The sequence below is a fragment of the Paraburkholderia sp. FT54 genome (genome assembly GCF_031585635.1).
Taxonomy (GTDB): Bacteria; Pseudomonadota; Gammaproteobacteria; order Burkholderiales; family Burkholderiaceae; genus Paraburkholderia.
In genome coordinates this window covers 270,346-284,721 of the sequence record NZ_CP134195.1, presented here as the reverse complement: position 1 = coordinate 284,721, position 14,376 = coordinate 270,346, and the positions used below count along the sequence as shown (strand labels likewise).

The 14,376-nt window shown below is 57.8% G+C and carries 28 protein-coding genes; all 28 read right to left on the bottom strand.

Going from position 1 to position 14,376, the window contains the following annotated elements; genetic code table 11:
- Positions 1-139: 139 nt before the first annotated feature.
- Complete coding sequence (locus RI103_RS01365) at positions 140-1,117, bottom strand: DNA-directed RNA polymerase subunit alpha (RefSeq protein WP_006052226.1); 978 nt, start codon at positions 1,115-1,117, stop codon at positions 140-142.
- Positions 1,118-1,241: 124 nt separating this feature from the next.
- A complete protein-coding gene (rpsD, locus tag RI103_RS01360; RefSeq protein WP_027800372.1) occupies positions 1,242-1,865 on the bottom strand; it encodes a 30S ribosomal protein S4 in 624 nt (207 codons plus the stop codon).
- A gap of 148 nt (positions 1,866-2,013) precedes the next feature.
- The gene (rpsK, locus tag RI103_RS01355) at positions 2,014-2,418 is read right to left on the bottom strand and encodes a 30S ribosomal protein S11 (RefSeq protein ID WP_006052224.1); all 405 of its coding nucleotides are present in this window, start codon (positions 2,416-2,418) and stop codon (positions 2,014-2,016) included.
- Between the two features lie 28 nt (positions 2,419-2,446).
- Positions 2,447-2,812, bottom strand: a complete 366-nt coding sequence (gene rpsM / locus RI103_RS01350; RefSeq protein ID WP_006052223.1) for a 30S ribosomal protein S13 — start codon at positions 2,810-2,812, stop codon at positions 2,447-2,449.
- 41 nt (positions 2,813-2,853) lie between these two features.
- Positions 2,854-2,970 carry a 50S ribosomal protein L36 gene (gene rpmJ / locus RI103_RS01345; protein ID WP_004199844.1) on the bottom strand — a complete coding sequence of 39 codons (117 nt, stop codon included), beginning with the start codon at positions 2,968-2,970 and terminating at the stop codon, positions 2,854-2,856.
- A gap of 20 nt (positions 2,971-2,990) precedes the next feature.
- The gene (infA, locus tag RI103_RS01340) at positions 2,991-3,209 is read right to left on the bottom strand and encodes a translation initiation factor IF-1 (protein ID WP_004521905.1); all 219 of its coding nucleotides are present in this window, start codon (positions 3,207-3,209) and stop codon (positions 2,991-2,993) included.
- A gap of 8 nt (positions 3,210-3,217) precedes the next feature.
- Positions 3,218-4,564 (bottom strand): preprotein translocase subunit SecY, encoded by a 1,347-nt coding sequence (secY, locus tag RI103_RS01335; protein WP_007180124.1) that lies wholly within the window; start codon positions 4,562-4,564, stop codon positions 3,218-3,220.
- 46 nt (positions 4,565-4,610) lie between these two features.
- A complete protein-coding gene (rplO, locus tag RI103_RS01330) occupies positions 4,611-5,045 on the bottom strand; it encodes a 50S ribosomal protein L15 (protein WP_007180125.1) in 435 nt (144 codons plus the stop codon).
- A 29-nt stretch (positions 5,046-5,074) separates the two neighbouring features.
- Complete coding sequence (gene rpmD, locus RI103_RS01325) at positions 5,075-5,257, bottom strand: 50S ribosomal protein L30 (protein WP_007180126.1); 183 nt, start codon at positions 5,255-5,257, stop codon at positions 5,075-5,077.
- A 10-nt stretch (positions 5,258-5,267) separates the two neighbouring features.
- Positions 5,268-5,786: a 30S ribosomal protein S5 gene (rpsE, locus tag RI103_RS01320; RefSeq protein ID WP_006052219.1), complete on the bottom strand. Its 519-nt coding sequence runs from the start codon at positions 5,784-5,786 to the stop codon at positions 5,268-5,270.
- A 14-nt stretch (positions 5,787-5,800) separates the two neighbouring features.
- Entirely contained in the window at positions 5,801-6,166 is a 366-nt protein-coding gene (gene rplR / locus RI103_RS01315) for a 50S ribosomal protein L18 (protein ID WP_006052218.1), read from the bottom strand.
- 12 nt (positions 6,167-6,178) lie between these two features.
- Positions 6,179-6,709: a 50S ribosomal protein L6 gene (gene rplF / locus RI103_RS01310; protein WP_012434569.1), complete on the bottom strand. Its 531-nt coding sequence runs from the start codon at positions 6,707-6,709 to the stop codon at positions 6,179-6,181.
- Positions 6,710-6,727: 18 nt separating this feature from the next.
- The gene (gene rpsH / locus RI103_RS01305; RefSeq protein ID WP_006052216.1) at positions 6,728-7,123 is read right to left on the bottom strand and encodes a 30S ribosomal protein S8; all 396 of its coding nucleotides are present in this window, start codon (positions 7,121-7,123) and stop codon (positions 6,728-6,730) included.
- A gap of 14 nt (positions 7,124-7,137) precedes the next feature.
- Complete coding sequence (rpsN, locus tag RI103_RS01300; RefSeq protein WP_006052215.1) at positions 7,138-7,443, bottom strand: 30S ribosomal protein S14; 306 nt, start codon at positions 7,441-7,443, stop codon at positions 7,138-7,140.
- Positions 7,444-7,450: 7 nt separating this feature from the next.
- Positions 7,451-7,990, bottom strand: coding sequence for a 50S ribosomal protein L5 (rplE, locus tag RI103_RS01295; RefSeq protein WP_006052214.1), 540 nt, complete (start codon positions 7,988-7,990; stop codon positions 7,451-7,453).
- Between the two features lie 17 nt (positions 7,991-8,007).
- Positions 8,008-8,316: a 50S ribosomal protein L24 gene (gene rplX, locus RI103_RS01290; protein WP_020070584.1), complete on the bottom strand. Its 309-nt coding sequence runs from the start codon at positions 8,314-8,316 to the stop codon at positions 8,008-8,010.
- Positions 8,317-8,325: 9 nt separating this feature from the next.
- Positions 8,326-8,694 (bottom strand): 50S ribosomal protein L14, encoded by a 369-nt coding sequence (rplN, locus tag RI103_RS01285; RefSeq protein ID WP_006052212.1) that lies wholly within the window; start codon positions 8,692-8,694, stop codon positions 8,326-8,328.
- 290 nt (positions 8,695-8,984) lie between these two features.
- Positions 8,985-9,257 carry a 30S ribosomal protein S17 gene (rpsQ, locus tag RI103_RS01280; protein WP_007180129.1) on the bottom strand — a complete coding sequence of 91 codons (273 nt, stop codon included), beginning with the start codon at positions 9,255-9,257 and terminating at the stop codon, positions 8,985-8,987.
- Entirely contained in the window at positions 9,254-9,448 is a 195-nt protein-coding gene (gene rpmC, locus RI103_RS01275; RefSeq protein WP_007180130.1) for a 50S ribosomal protein L29, read from the bottom strand. The genes rpsQ and rpmC overlap by 4 nt, the downstream gene beginning before the upstream one ends.
- 10 nt (positions 9,449-9,458) lie before the next feature.
- Positions 9,459-9,875, bottom strand: coding sequence for a 50S ribosomal protein L16 (gene rplP / locus RI103_RS01270; RefSeq protein ID WP_007180131.1), 417 nt, complete (start codon positions 9,873-9,875; stop codon positions 9,459-9,461).
- A 2-nt stretch (positions 9,876-9,877) separates the two neighbouring features.
- Positions 9,878-10,684 carry a 30S ribosomal protein S3 gene (gene rpsC, locus RI103_RS01265; protein WP_012434570.1) on the bottom strand — a complete coding sequence of 269 codons (807 nt, stop codon included), beginning with the start codon at positions 10,682-10,684 and terminating at the stop codon, positions 9,878-9,880.
- Positions 10,685-10,695: 11 nt separating this feature from the next.
- Positions 10,696-11,028: a 50S ribosomal protein L22 gene (gene rplV, locus RI103_RS01260; RefSeq protein ID WP_007180133.1), complete on the bottom strand. Its 333-nt coding sequence runs from the start codon at positions 11,026-11,028 to the stop codon at positions 10,696-10,698.
- 7 nt (positions 11,029-11,035) lie between these two features.
- Positions 11,036-11,311, bottom strand: coding sequence for a 30S ribosomal protein S19 (gene rpsS / locus RI103_RS01255; RefSeq protein ID WP_004199273.1), 276 nt, complete (start codon positions 11,309-11,311; stop codon positions 11,036-11,038).
- A 10-nt stretch (positions 11,312-11,321) separates the two neighbouring features.
- Complete coding sequence (gene rplB / locus RI103_RS01250; protein ID WP_106314050.1) at positions 11,322-12,149, bottom strand: 50S ribosomal protein L2; 828 nt, start codon at positions 12,147-12,149, stop codon at positions 11,322-11,324.
- 2 nt (positions 12,150-12,151) lie between these two features.
- Positions 12,152-12,466, bottom strand: a complete 315-nt coding sequence (gene rplW, locus RI103_RS01245; RefSeq protein ID WP_310813673.1) for a 50S ribosomal protein L23 — start codon at positions 12,464-12,466, stop codon at positions 12,152-12,154.
- Positions 12,463-13,083, bottom strand: coding sequence for a 50S ribosomal protein L4 (rplD, locus tag RI103_RS01240; protein ID WP_007180136.1), 621 nt, complete (start codon positions 13,081-13,083; stop codon positions 12,463-12,465). The genes rplW and rplD overlap by 4 nt, the downstream gene beginning before the upstream one ends.
- Positions 13,083-13,742, bottom strand: coding sequence for a 50S ribosomal protein L3 (gene rplC / locus RI103_RS01235; protein WP_007180137.1), 660 nt, complete (start codon positions 13,740-13,742; stop codon positions 13,083-13,085). Before rplC ends, rplD begins: the two co-directional genes overlap by 1 nt.
- A 201-nt stretch (positions 13,743-13,943) precedes the next feature.
- Positions 13,944-14,255, bottom strand: coding sequence for a 30S ribosomal protein S10 (gene rpsJ, locus RI103_RS01230; protein WP_006998489.1), 312 nt, complete (start codon positions 14,253-14,255; stop codon positions 13,944-13,946).
- Between the last annotated feature and the right edge of the window lie 121 nt (positions 14,256-14,376).

The window sequence follows — 14,376 nt, the reverse complement described above, 5'->3', positions numbered from 1 at the left end:
GTTTTGGTCCAGCTCTTCTATCGCGCTCAGTTCACCCTAAGGGCGTGAGTGCACGGGCCGGTATTGAAAAAAGACAAGGCGCGGATTTTAAAGGAAAATCCGCGTCTTTGCCAGTGCAGCGGCGGGTTCTGTCCCGGGATTACTTATCGAGACCAGCCGGCGGCCAGTTCTCGAGTTTCATGCCGAGCGTCAAACCGCGCGACGCCAATACTTCCTTGATTTCGTTCAGCGACTTACGGCCCAGATTCGGCGTTTTCAGCAGCTCGTTTTCCGTGCGCTGGATCAGGTCGCCGATGTAGTAGATGTTCTCGGCCTTCAGACAGTTCGCGGAACGAACCGTCAGTTCGAGATCATCGACGGGACGCAGCAGGATCGGATCGATCTGCGGCGCACGCGACGGCGCTTCAGCCGTTGCTTCGGTGCCTTCCAGTGCAGCGAAGACCGACAGTTGATCGACCAGAATGCGCGCCGATTGACGGATCGCTTCTTCCGGCGAAATCACACCGTTGGTTTCGATGTTCATTACAAGCTTGTCGAGGTCGGTACGCTGTTCGACGCGAGCGCTTTCAACGGCGTAGCTCACGCGGCGAACCGGCGAGAACGATGCGTCCAGCACGATACGGCCGATGATCTTGGCCGACTCTTCGCCATAACGACGCACATTGCCCGGCACATAACCGCGGCCCTTTTCGACCTTGATCTGCACGTCGAGCTTGCCGCCCTTCGACAGGTGCGCAATCACGTGATCCGGGTTGATCACTTCGCAATCGTGCGCGAGTTCGATGTCGCCAGCGGTGACAACGCCTTCGCCTTCCTTGCGCAGCGTAACCGTCACTTCGTCACGGTTATGCAGCTTGAACACCACGCCCTTCAGGTTCAACAACAGGTTGACCACATCCTCTTGCACACCGTCGAGCGTCGAATACTCATGCACGACGCCTGCGATCGTCACTTCGGTCGGCGCGTAGCCGATCATCGACGACAGCAGCACGCGCCGGAGCGCGTTACCCAAGGTGTGGCCGTAACCGCGTTCAAACGGTTCCATGACCACTTTCGCGTGGCTCTCACCAAGCGATTCAACAGCGATGATCTTGGGCTTCAACAAACTGGTTTGCATAGGTTTTCCTTTTCAATACCCTCGGCTCGTTACACCGATAAGGCTGACCGGTAACAACCTGAAAATAAACAGCCGAGACGCCCCCTTGCGCAACGCAATCAGGGTGCCCCGGCCGTTAATCCGATTACCGCGAATACAATTCGACGATCAGGCTTTCGTTGATATCGCCAGCGATGTCGCTGCGTTCCGGCTTCGACTTGAACGTGCCTTCGAACTTCTTCGAATCGACAGCAACCCAGCTGGGCAGACCGCCTTGTTCAGCCAGCGACAGCGCTTCGAGAATACGCGCCTGCTTCTTCTTTTGTTCGCGCACCGCAACGACGTCGCCTGCCTTCACTTGCATCGATGGGATGTTCGACACAACACCGTTCACCGTGATCGCCTTGTGGCTCACCAGCTGACGCGCTTCAGCACGCGTCGAGCCGAAGCCCATGCGATACACGACGTTGTCCAGACGCGATTCGAGCAATTGCAGCAGGTTTTCACCCGTGTTGCCCTTCAGGCGGTCGGCTTCAGCGAAGTAACGGCGGAACTGGCGCTCGAGGACACCGTAGATACGCTTCACTTTTTGCTTTTCGCGCAGCTGCGTGCCGTAGTCAGACGTACGTGCGCCCGAGGTGCGGCCGTGTTGGCCGGGCTTGCTGTCAAGCTTGCACTTGTCAGCGAGCGAACGACGGGCGCTCTTCAGGAAAAGGTCAGTGCCTTCACGGCGGGACAGCTTGGCCTTAGGGCCGATATAACGTGCCACGTTGATTCCTTCAGTGATTAATCACGCGAATGCGTGCACTCGCGCTAGTCCGAACCCTTTGGGTCGAACGGTGGGCTTAGTCAATTCAATAGCGCAAGCAGCCTGCCGCCGCGCAGGTGCGGCAACAGGCGCGAGCAATACTAGCGTCTTAGATACGACGACGCTTCGGCGGACGGCAGCCGTTGTGCGGGACCGGGGTCACGTCGGAGATCGCGGTGATCTTGATACCAAGACCATGCAACGCGCGCACCGCCGACTCACGGCCAGGACCGGGGCCCTTGATCCGCACTTCGAGGTTCTTCACGCCGTATTCCATCGCCACGCGGCCAGCCGATTCGGCTGCCACCTGGGCTGCAAACGGGGTCGATTTACGCGAACCCTTGAAGCCCTGACCACCCGACGTTGCCCAAGCAAGTGCATTGCCTTGACGATCGGTGATCGTGATGATGGTGTTATTGAACGACGCGTGAACGTGAACCACGCCCTCGGCGACGTTCTTCTTGACCTTCTTGCGAACGCGTTGCGCCGCGGAGTTGTTCGAAGCCTTAGCCATTACGTTTTCCTGTAACTGTCAGTTCCGCTTACTTCTTCAGCGATTGCGCTGCACGACGCGGACCCTTGCGCGTACGGGCATTCGTACGCGTACGTTGGCCGCGCAGGGGCAAGCCCTTACGATGCCGAACGCCACGGTAGCAGCCGAGATCCATCAGGCGCTTGATATTCATCGTCGTTTCACGGCGCAGATCGCCTTCAACGATGAACTTGCCGACTTCTTCACGCAGCTTTTCGAGGTCTGCGTCGTTCAGGTCTTTGACCTTCTTCGAAAATGCCACACCAGCAGCGACGCAAATGTCGCGCGAGCGCGTGCGGCCGATACCGTAAATAGCCGTCAGGCCGATTTCGGTATGCTGGTGATTCGGGATGTTAACCCCTGCGATACGAGCCATTGTTTTTCCTCAAACAAAAAGCGCAAGCAAAAGCGCGGCGTTCAGCCTTGACGCTGTTTGTGGCGCGGATCAGAGCTGCAAATCACGCGCACAACGCCTTTGCGCTTGATGATCTTGCAATTGCGGCAAATGCGCTTAACCGATGCCATCACTTTCATGATATTACCCTTTTTTCAAATCACTTCGCCCGGAACACGATCCGCGCACGCGACAGATCGTAAGGCGTCAATTCAACCGTCACCTTGTCGCCCGGCAAGATTCGGATGTAGTGCATCCGCATCTTCCCGGATATGTGTCCCAATACGACATGGCCGTTTTCCAGCTTCACCCTGAAGGTAGCGTTAGGCAGGTTTTCGATGACTTCACCCTGCATCTGGATAACATCGTCTTTGGCCATAAGTCCTTTCAACGCATCGGGACGCCGCCGCCTTTGAAATTAGCTTTCTTCAGCAGCGATTCATACTGTTGCGACATAACGTACGACTGCACCTGCGCCATGAAATCCATTGTGACGACGACAATGATCAGCAGCGACGTTCCACCAAAATAAAACGGCACGTTCCAGCGCAGCACCAGAAACTCGGGCAGCAGACAAACAAACACGATGTAGATCGCACCGGCCAGCGTCAGACGCGTGAGGATACGGTCGATGTATCGCGCCGTTTGATCGCCCGGGCGGATGCCTGGGACGAAAGCGCCACTCTTTTTCAGGTTGTCGGCCGTCTCTCTGCTGTTGAACACCAGTGCGGTGTAGAAGAAACAGAAGAAAACGATCGCCAACGCATACAGCAACACGTACACGGGCTGACCGGGCTTGAGGGCTTCGGCCACGTTGTGCAACGTGTCTGCGAACCAGCTGGTACGCGACCCCGAACTAAACCAGTTCAGGATGGTTGCCGGGAAGAGAATGATCGACGATGCAAAGATCGGCGGAATCACGCCCGACATGTTCAACTTTAGCGGCAGATGCGAAGACTGACCGCCGTAAATCTTGTTACCGACTTGCCGCTTTGCGTAGTTCACAAGAATCTTGCGCTGGCCGCGTTCAATGAACACCACCAGATACGTCACAGCAGCAATCAGCGCGACGACGATAATCGCGGATATCGGGCTCATCGAACCAGTTTGCACCAGTGAGACAAGACCACCGATCGCATTCGGGAAACCCGCTGCAATCCCGCCGAAAATAATGATCGAGATACCGTTGCCAAGCCCGCGCTCCGTGATCTGCTCACCCAGCCACATCAGGAACATCGTGCCGGTCACCAGCGTCACGACCGTCGTCAACCGAAAAACCATCCCCGGATCGATCACCAGGCCAGGCTGATTTTCCAACGCGACGGCAATGCCGAACGCCTGGAATGTCGCCAGCAGGACCGTGAAGATACGCGTGTACTGCGTAATCTTCCGTTGACCCGCCTGCCCTTCCTTTTTCAGCGCTTCGAGCTGCGGCGAAACAATCGCCAGCAACTGCATGATGATCGACGCCGAAATATACGGCATGATCCCCAGCGCAAAAATCGTGAACCGCGAAAGTGCGCCACCCGAGAACATGTTGAACATGCCAAGGATGCCGCCCGACTGGCTTTGGAACAACTTTGCCAGCTGGTCCGGGTCAATACCCGGCACCGGAATATGCGCGCCGATACGATAGACGATCAACGCCAGCAGCAGGAACACTGCCCGCCGACGCAGATCGCCGAACTTCGCCGCGCTGCGACCGGGTTTTGCGAGACTCGGGCTGTTAGCCAAGTACCTTCTCCGATGCAAATGCTAGTGACGGCAAATAACTTGCACGTTACTCGGCAAAAGAGCCGCCGGCTGCTTCGATAGCAGCGCGCGCACCCTTCGTCGCACCCAGACCCTTCACAACGACCTTGCGCTTGAGCTCGCCCGTCGCGATGATCTTGGCGCTCTTGATCAGCTCACCGACCAGGCCGGCTTGCTTCAAAGCCAGCAGATCGATTTCGTCGACCGGCAGCTTTTCCAGATCCGAGAGACGCACTTCACCGACAAATTCCTTCGTCAGCGAGGTGAAGCCACGCTTCGGCAGGCGACGTTGCAGCGGCATTTGACCGCCTTCGAAGCCAACCTTGTGAAAGCCGCCCGAACGCGACTTCTGACCCTTGTGACCACGGCCAGCCGTCTTGCCCAGACCGGAGCCGATGCCACGGCCGACGCGACGCTTAGCGTGCTTCGAACCTTCAGCCGGCTTCAGGTTATTCAATTCCATTATCAACTCCTTGAGTCCTGGTCAGCCGCTTAGCTGATGACCTTAACGAGGTACGAAACCTTGTTGATCATGCCGCGCACAGCCGGCGTGTCCTGCAACTCGCTAACCGAGTTGAGTCGGCGCAGGCCCAAGCCACGCACCGTTGCACGGTGCGTTTCACGGGTGCCGATCAGGCTCTTGACGAGCTGGACCTTGACAGTTTTATCAGACATGGTGTCCACCTTAGCCCAGAATATCTTCGACGGACTTGCCGCGCTTCGCTGCGATGTCGCCCGGCGTGGACTGCTTGCGCAGACCGTCGAGCGTTGCACGAACGAGGTTGTACGGGTTCGTCGAACCGTGGCTCTTGGCCACAACGTTCTGCACGCCCATCACGTCGAACACTGCGCGCATCGGACCACCGGCGATCACACCGGTACCGTCCTTGGCCGGAGCCAGGAGGACCATCGATGCGCCGTGCTTACCGTGCACTTCGTGTTGCAGGGTACCGTTCTTGAGCGGCACCTTGAACATGTTGCGGCGAGCCTGTTCCATCGCCTTCTGAACAGCGACCGGCACTTCCTTTGCCTTGCCCTTGCCCATACCGACGCGGCCATCGCCGTCGCCAACCACGGTCAGTGCGGCAAAACCGAGAATCCGGCCACCCTTCACGACCTTGGTCACGCGGTTGACCGAAATCATTTTTTCACGAAGGCCGTCGTCGCGTTCGTCAGCCTGAACTTTCGCTTGCATCTTTGCCATGACGAATTCTTCCCTTAGAACTTGAGTCCGGCTTCGCGCGCCGCATCAGCCAGCGCTTTCACGCGGCCGTGGTAACGGAAACCCGAACGGTCGAAGGCGACGGATTCGATGCCGGCAGCCTTAGCCTTTTCTGCGATGCGCTTACCGATCAGGGTAGCAGCAGCGACGTTGCCGCCCTTGCCGGTCTGATCAGCCAGTTGCGCACGCACTTCGGCCTCGAGCGTCGACGCGCTGGCGAGCACCTTGGTGCCGCACGGCGAGAACACTTGCGCATAGATGTGCGTGTTCGTGCGATGCACGGCGAGACGCGCGACCTGCAGCTCAGCGATCTTGATACGCGTCTGACGAGCGCGGCGCAGGCGAGATTGAGTCTTATCCATGATTGCGCACCCTTACTTCTTCTTCGTTTCTTTGAGGATCACAACCTCATTGGCGTAACGCACACCCTTGCCCTTGTAGGGCTCCGGCGGGCGATAGCCGCGCACTTCTGCAGCGACCTGGCCAACTTGTTGCTTATTGATCCCCTTGATCACGATTTCGGTTTGCGTCGGGGTTTCAGCCTTGACGCCTTCCGGCATCTGGTGCACCACGGGGTGCGAGAAACCCAGCGACAGATTCAGCTTGTCGCCTTGCGCTTGTGCGCGGTAACCAACGCCAACCAGCGTCAGCTTGCGCTCGAAACCCTTCGTCACGCCGTTCACCATGTTCGCAACCAGTGCGCGCATCGTGCCCGACATCGCATTCGCTTCGCGGCTTTCGTCAACCGGCTCGAAATTTAACGTGCCGTTGTCGTTCACCACTTTCACGAGGCGGTTCGCCGCCTGCGTAATCGTACCCAGCGGGCCCTTGACGGTAATGCGATCGTCGCTCAGGGCCACTTCTGCGCCTTGCAGCGCGACCGGGCTTTTACCTACTCGAGACATGTTTCTCTCCTTTCGGCCTTAAGCGACGTAGCAGATGACTTCGCCGCCAACGCCCGTTGCGCGCGCCTTGCGGTCCGTCATCACGCCCTTCGGCGTCGACACGATTGCCACGCCGAGGCCATTCATGACCACAGGGATGTCGTTACGGCCGCGGTACACACGCAGACCAGGCTTCGAAACGCGTTCAATGCGTTCGATAACCGGACGGCCAGCGTAGTACTTCAACACGATGTTCAATTCAGACTTCGCACCTTCGGACTTCACTGCGAAATCATCGATATAGCCTTCGTCCTTCAGGACCTGCGCAATCGCAACCTTGACTTTCGACGAGGGCATAGTCACCGAGACTTTCTCAACCATCTGCGCATTGCGGATGCGAGTCAGCATATCGGCGATAGGATCACTCATGCTCATTTACGTTTCTCCTATTACCAGCTCGCCTTGGTCAGGCCAGGGATCTCGCCGCGGAACGCGATTTCGCGAATCTTGTTACGCGCCAGCCCGAATTTACGGAACGTGCCACGCGGGCGACCGGTAATTGCGCAACGATTGCGCTTACGGGTCGGGTTAGAGTTGCGCGGCAGTTGTTGCAGTTCCAGACGTGCTGCGTAATGCTCTTCGTCCGACTTGCTCATATCGCCGATAATCGCTTTCAGCTCAGCACGCTTGGGAGCGTACTTAGCGGCCAGGCGAGCACGCTTCTTTTCACGTTCGATCAGTGCCAGTTTAGCCACGGTAACCTCAGTTTCTGAACGGGAACTTGAAGCTGGCGAGCAGAGCCTTTGCTTCGTCGTCAGTCTTCGCAGTCGTCGTGATGCTGATGTTCAGCCCACGCAGTGCGTCGATCTTGTCGTAGTCGATTTCGGGGAAAATGATCTGCTCTTTCACACCGATGTTGTAGTTGCCGCGACCATCGAACGCACGACCTGACACGCCACGGAAGTCACGCACACGCGGGAGCGCGACCGTCACGAAACGGTCCAGAAATTCGTACATTGCCTGACCACGCAACGTGACCATTGCACCGATCGGATAGCCTTGACGGATCTTGAAGCCAGCGATTGCCTTGCGTGCCTTCGTGATCACCGGCTTCTGGCCTGCGATCTTCGTCAGGTCGCCAACGGCGTTTTCGATGATCTTCTTGTCAGCAACCGCTTCGCCAAGGCCCATGTTCAGGGTGATCTTGGTGATGCGCGGCACTTCCATCACGGACTTGTAACCGAACTTCTCGATGAGGCCGGGTACAACCTTCTCTTTGTAAAACTCTTGCAAACGAGCCATTTTTTTACTCCGCAGCGTCAGGCGCTCAGCTCGGCACCGGTCGTCTTAAGGAAACGAACTTTCTTGTCTCCTTCGACCTTGATGCCTACACGCGACGCCTTGCCATTCGCGTCGACCAATGCGACGTTCGAAATTTGCAGCGGCATCGTCTTGGCTTCCACACCGCCCGTCGTACCCTTCATCGGGTTCGGCTTGACGTGTTTCTTAACGAGGTTGATACCCTCGACAGTCACTTTGCCTTCGCCAACGGACAGCACGACGCCGCGCTTGCCTTTATCTTTGCCGGTGATGACGATAACTTCGTCACCTTTGCGAATCTTGTTCATCGCGACTCCTTACAGCACTTCAGGTGCCAACGAAACGATCTTCATGAATCGTTCGCTGCGCAACTCGCGCGTGACAGGCCCGAAAATACGGGTGCCAATAGGTTCGAGCTTGGCATTCAACAACACAGCGGCGTTGCCATCGAACTTGATCAGCGAGCCGTCCTGACGGCGCACGCCCTTGGCGGTGCGAACCACCACGGCGTTGTAAATTTCGCCTTTCTTCACGCGCCCGCGCGGCGTTGCTTCTTTGACGGTCACCTTGATGATGTCGCCAATGCTGGCATAACGACGCTTCGAGCCGCCGAGCACCTTGATGCACATGACTTCACGCGCACCCGTGTTGTCGGCCACTTCAAGCCGAGTTTCGGTCTGGATCATGGTTTATCTTTCCCAACTTAATCCGGTCACACCACCATGGCGTACCCGGTCAGTCTTGGTCCCGTCAGCCAATCGGCTGCTTGGGTATGAACAGCAGCGACGGCAAACGAAACCCGCCATCGCAATCCGGTGAATCCTACGGAACAGACTGGCGCCCGCTCCGCTTCCCCCACCAACTTCGCCCGCGACGGGGCTCCCATAAAAGAGGGAAGACCGAGAGTATAACAAATAATCTCGGTCTTGCAAGCGAAACTTACTGCGATTTCAATTACTTCTGCAACTTTGCGGCGTCAGATGACGCGAGCAGCCTCGACCAGGCGAGCCACAACCCAAGCTTTCGTCTTCGAAATCGGACGCGTTTCCTGGATTTCAACGAGGTCGCCCTCGTTGTACGTGTTCGCATCGTCGTGCGCGTGGTACTTCTTCGAACGCACAACGTACTTGCCGTAGATCGGGTGCTTCACGCGGTGCTCAACCAGCACGGTGACCGTCTTGTCCATCTTGTTGCTGACGACCTTGCCGACCAGCGTCCGCTTGAGCGAGGTTTTTACGCTATCGTTCATTTCTGGTTCGCCTTCTCAGTCAGGACGGTCCGCACACGTGCGATGTCGCGACGAACCTTCTTCAACTGGCTCGTGTTCGTGAGCTGCTGGGTCGCGAGTTGCATGCGCAGGCCGAATTGCGCCTTCAACAGGTCCGACAGCTCCTTGTTGAGCGCGGCCTGATCTTTCTGGTGAAGTTCGGAAGCCTTCATCATTTACTCCTTAGGCGCCGAGCTGACGCACGATAAACGTCGTCTTGAGCGGCAGCTTAGCTGCAGCCAGACGGAACGCTTCGCGTGCCAGCTCTTCGGTTACGCCGTCCATTTCGTACAGCATCTTGCCCGGTTGAATCTCTGCGACGTAGTACTCAGGGTTACCTTTACCGTTACCCATACGTACTTCAGCCGGCTTGTGCGAGATCGGCTTGTCCGGGAAGATGCGGATCCAGATGCGGCCACCACGCTTGATGTGACGCGTCATTGCACGACGTGCCGCTTCAATCTGGCGCGCGGTCAAGCGACCACGACCGATAGCCTTCAGGCCGAACTCACCGAACGACACCGCGTTGCCGCGGGTAGCGATACCGGTGTTACGACCCTTCTGCTCTTTGCGATACTTTCTGCGTTTCGGTTGCAGCATCGTTATTCTCCAGTCTTCCCGTCGCCGCCGGCACCGCCAGCACGACGGGGAGCGCCACGGCGTGCACCTGCCGGGCCACCACCTTCACCATCGCGACGCGGACGGCGATCACCACCCGGACGTGCGTTACGGCGCGGACGCTTTTCTTCGGCGACTTCTTCGACCACCGGTGCGTCGTTGCGGCCGAGCGTGTCGCCCTTGTAGACCCACACCTTCACACCGATGATGCCGTACGTCGTCTTCGCTTCCGAAGTTGCGTAGTCGATATCGGCGCGCAGCGTATGAAGCGGCACGCGACCTTCGCGATACCATTCCGTACGAGCGATTTCGATACCGTTCAGGCGGCCAGCGCTCATGATCTTGATGCCTTGAGCACCCAGACGCATTGCGTTTTGCATCGCACGCTTCATCGCGCGGCGGAACATAATCCGGCGCTCGAGCTGTTGCGTGATCGAATCCGCGATCAGTTGCGCATCGGTTTCCGGCTTGCGGATTTCTTCGATGTTGACGTGAACCGGAACGCCCATGCGCTTTTGCAGCTCGGACTTCAGCAGTTCAATGTCTTCACCCTTCTTACCGATCACGACACCCGGACGCGAGCTGAAAATCGTGATGCGGGCGTTCTTTGCAGGACGCTCGATCACCACACGGCCGACGGACGCGTTCTTTAGCTTCTTCTTCAGGTATTCACGAACACCGATGTCTTCCTGCAACATCGCCGCGAAATTGTTGTTGTTCGCGTACCAACGCGACGCCCAATTGCGGCTGACGGCCAAACGGAAGCCAGTCGGATGAATTTTCTGTCCCATCGTATGACCCCTTAATTCCCGACCGTCACAGTGATGTGACAGGATTGCTTCTCGATGCGGTTACCGCGGCCTTTAGCGCGCGCAGTAAAACGCTTGAGCGACGCAGCCTTGTCGATGTAGATGCTCGTGATCTTGAGCTCATCGATATCGGCGCCTTCGTTATGCTCCGCATTCGCGATCGCCGACAGCACGACCTTTTTCACGATTCCCGCAGCCTTCTTCGGCGAGAACGTCAGAACGTTCAGCGCCTTGTCGACCGGCAAACCGCGGATCTGGTCAGCCACAAGGCGCGTTTTCTGCGCCGAGATGCGGGCACCGCGATGAATTGCTTTCACTTCCATCATGAGCCCCTTATTTCTTAGCCTTCTTGTCGGCTGCGTGACCCTTGAACGTACGGGTCAATGCAAACTCGCCAAGCTTGTGGCCGACCATGTTTTCCGAGATGTACACCGGAACGTGTTGACGGCCGTTATGAACGGCGATCGTCAGACCGATGAAATCCGGGAGGATCGTCGAACGGCGCGACCAGGTTTTGATCGGCTTCTTATCCCGCGAAGCTGCTGCCGCCTCAACTTTCTTCAGCAAATGGGCGTCGCAGAACGGACCTTTTTTTACAGAACGTGCCATTGCCTACTCCTTAACGCTTGTGACGGCGCTGGACGATCATGCTCGTCGTGCGCTTGTTGCTGCGGGTGCGATAACCCTTAGCAGGCGTGCCCCACGGGCTCACCGGATCGCGACCTGCAGCCGTCTTGCCTTCACCACCACCGTGCGGGTGATCGACCGGGTTCATTGCAACGCCACGCACCGTCGGGCGGATACCGCGCCAGCGGTTCGCGCCAGCCTTACCGATTTGACGGAGGCTATGCTCTTCGTTACCAACTTCACCAATCGTCGCGCGGCATTCAACGTGAACGCGGCGGATTTCACCCGAGCGCAGGCGGACCTGTGCGTAGATGCCTTCACGAGCCAGCAGCATCGCCGACGTACCAGCCGAACGCGCCATTTGCGCGCCCTTGCCCGGCAGCATTTCGATGCAGTGAATCGTCGTACCGACCGGAATGTTGCGGATCGGCAGCGTGTTACCTGCGCGGATCGGCGCTTCCGAACCCGACATCAATTGCTGACCAACCGTCACACCCTTCGGAGCGATGATGTACTTGCGCTCGCCGTCTGCGTACAGAACCAGCGCGATGTTCGCGCTACGGTTCGGGTCGTACTCAAGACGTTCGACCTTCGCTGCGATACCGTCCTTGTTGCGACGGAAATCGACGACGCGATAGTGATGCTTGTGACCACCGCCCTTATGACGGGTGGTGATGTGACCGTTGTTGTTACGGCCGGCGGTCGAGGATTGCGAATCGAGCAGCGGTGCGTACGGCTTGCCCTTGTGCAGTTCCTTGTTGACCACCTTGACCATCGCACGGCGACCCGGCGAAGTCGGCTTAACTTTAACGATTGCCATGATTACTTGGCCTCCGCTTCAAAGTTGATTTCCTGGCCGGGCTTCAGGCAGACGTACGCTTTCTTCACGTCCTTGCGCTTGCCCATGAAGCGGCCAAAGCGCTTGGCTTTGCCCTTCGAGACCAGCACATTGACGGAATTGACTTCCACCTTGAACAGCAGCTCGACTGCAGCTTTCACTTCCTGCTTCGTGGCATTGGGCGCGACTTCGAACACAACTTGCTCGTTCTTGTCGGCCACCAGCGTCGCCTTTTCGGAGATCACCGGCGCGAGCAGGACCTGCATCAAACGATGATCGTTCTTGCGAATCTCGCTCATGACAGCAACTCCTCGATCTGGGCGACCGCAGCCTTCGTGATCAGGATCTTCTTGAAGTAGATCAGCGACAGCGGGTCGGCGTAACGCGGCTCGACAACCGCCACGTGGGCGAGGTTGCGCGACGCGAGGTACAGGTTTTCGTCAACCGTGTCGGTAATCACCAGCACGGAGTCGAGACCCATCGCCTTGAATTTTTCGGCCAGCAGCTTCGTCTTCGGCGCTTCGAGCGTCAGCTCGTCGACCACCGAAATGCGGCCTTCGCGGGCCAGCTGCGAGAAGATCGAGCAGAGACCTGCGCGATGCATCTTCTTGTTGACCTTGTGCGAAAAGTTTTCTTCCGGCGAATTCGGGAAGATCCGGCCACCGCCGCGCCACAGCGGGCTCGACGACATACCGGCACGAGCGCGGCCCGTACCCTTCTGGCGCCACGGCTTCTTGGTCGTGTGCTTGACTTGCTCACGGTCCTTCTGCGCGCGGTTGCCGCTACGGGCATTCGCTTGATACGCCACTACCACTTGGTGAATCAGGGCTTCGTTGTAATCGCGGCCGAACACGACGTCCGATGCGCTAACGCCTGCACCTTCCTGACCATTGGCATTCAGGAGCTTAAGTTCCATTATTTCGCTCCTTTCACGGCACGCGTCTTCACGGCCGGCGTAACGAATACCTTGCCACCCTTCGCACCCGGAACGGCGCCCTTGACCAGCAACAGCTTGCGGTCAGCGTCGATACGAGCGATTTCGAGGTTTTGCACGGTTACCGTATCGTCACCCATATGACCGGTCATGCGCTTACCCGGGAAAACACGACCCGGATCCTGCGCCATACCGATCGAGCCCGGCACATTGTGCGAGCGCGAGTTACCGTGCGATGCACGGCCGGATGCGAAGTTGTAACGCTTGATGGTACCGGCGTAGCCCTTACCGATCGACACGCCCTGCACGTCGACCTTCTGGCCTACTTCGAACAGGTCGGGACCGACCACGGTGCCGTTCGACAACTCGGCAGCCTTGGCAGCATCGATCTGGAATTCTTTGAGGATTTCACCGGCTTGAACACCGGCTTTGGCGAGATGACCGGCCAACGGCTTCGTCACGCGCGATGCACGGCGCGTACCGAATGCAACCTGCACGGCCGTGTAGCCGTCGGTTTCAACAGTCTTGATCTGCGTCACGCGGTTGTCGGACACGTCCAGCACGGTAACGGGAATCGAATCCCCTTCTGCCGTGAAGATACGGGTCATGCCAACCTTGCGACCTACGAGTCCAAGGCTCATCGTTTTCTCCATTCCCGACTGCGATTGGTCGGGGCTAATTTACAAAATGCCGGTGCCGTTTCGGGCATGAATTCATGCTGCAGCACACCGACTTTTTTGCGCCAATGCGCGAAAAGCCTTGCATTATAGCGAGGCTTTTCGTTTTCCGCAAGCAATCAATGACTTAGCGGCCTCCGGCGCGCCGGACAACCACTGGAAGCCTTATTGCAGCTTGATTTCCACGTCCACGCCAGCCGGCAGGTCCAGCTTCATCAGCGCGTCAACGGTCTTGTCCGTCGGATCGACGATGTCCATCAGGCGTTGGTGCGTACGAATTTCGAGCTGATCGCGCGACGTCTTGTTGACGTGCGGCGAACGCAGGATGTCGAAACGTTGAATGCGGGTCGGCAGAGGCACCGGACCACGGACGATTGCGCCAGTCCGCTTAGCCGTGTCGACGATTTCAGCTGCCGATTGATCGATCAGGCGATAGTCGAAAGCCTTCAGGCGAATGCGGATTTTCTGGTTCTGCATGACAATTCCTTGGAAAAGAGCGAGGCGGTATTGCACCGCCAGACAATAAAAGAACGTAGAGCCGGGCGCCCGCTGAGGGCCGGCGCCCGGCTCCGGGCACCACTTACTGCAAGTTCAATCC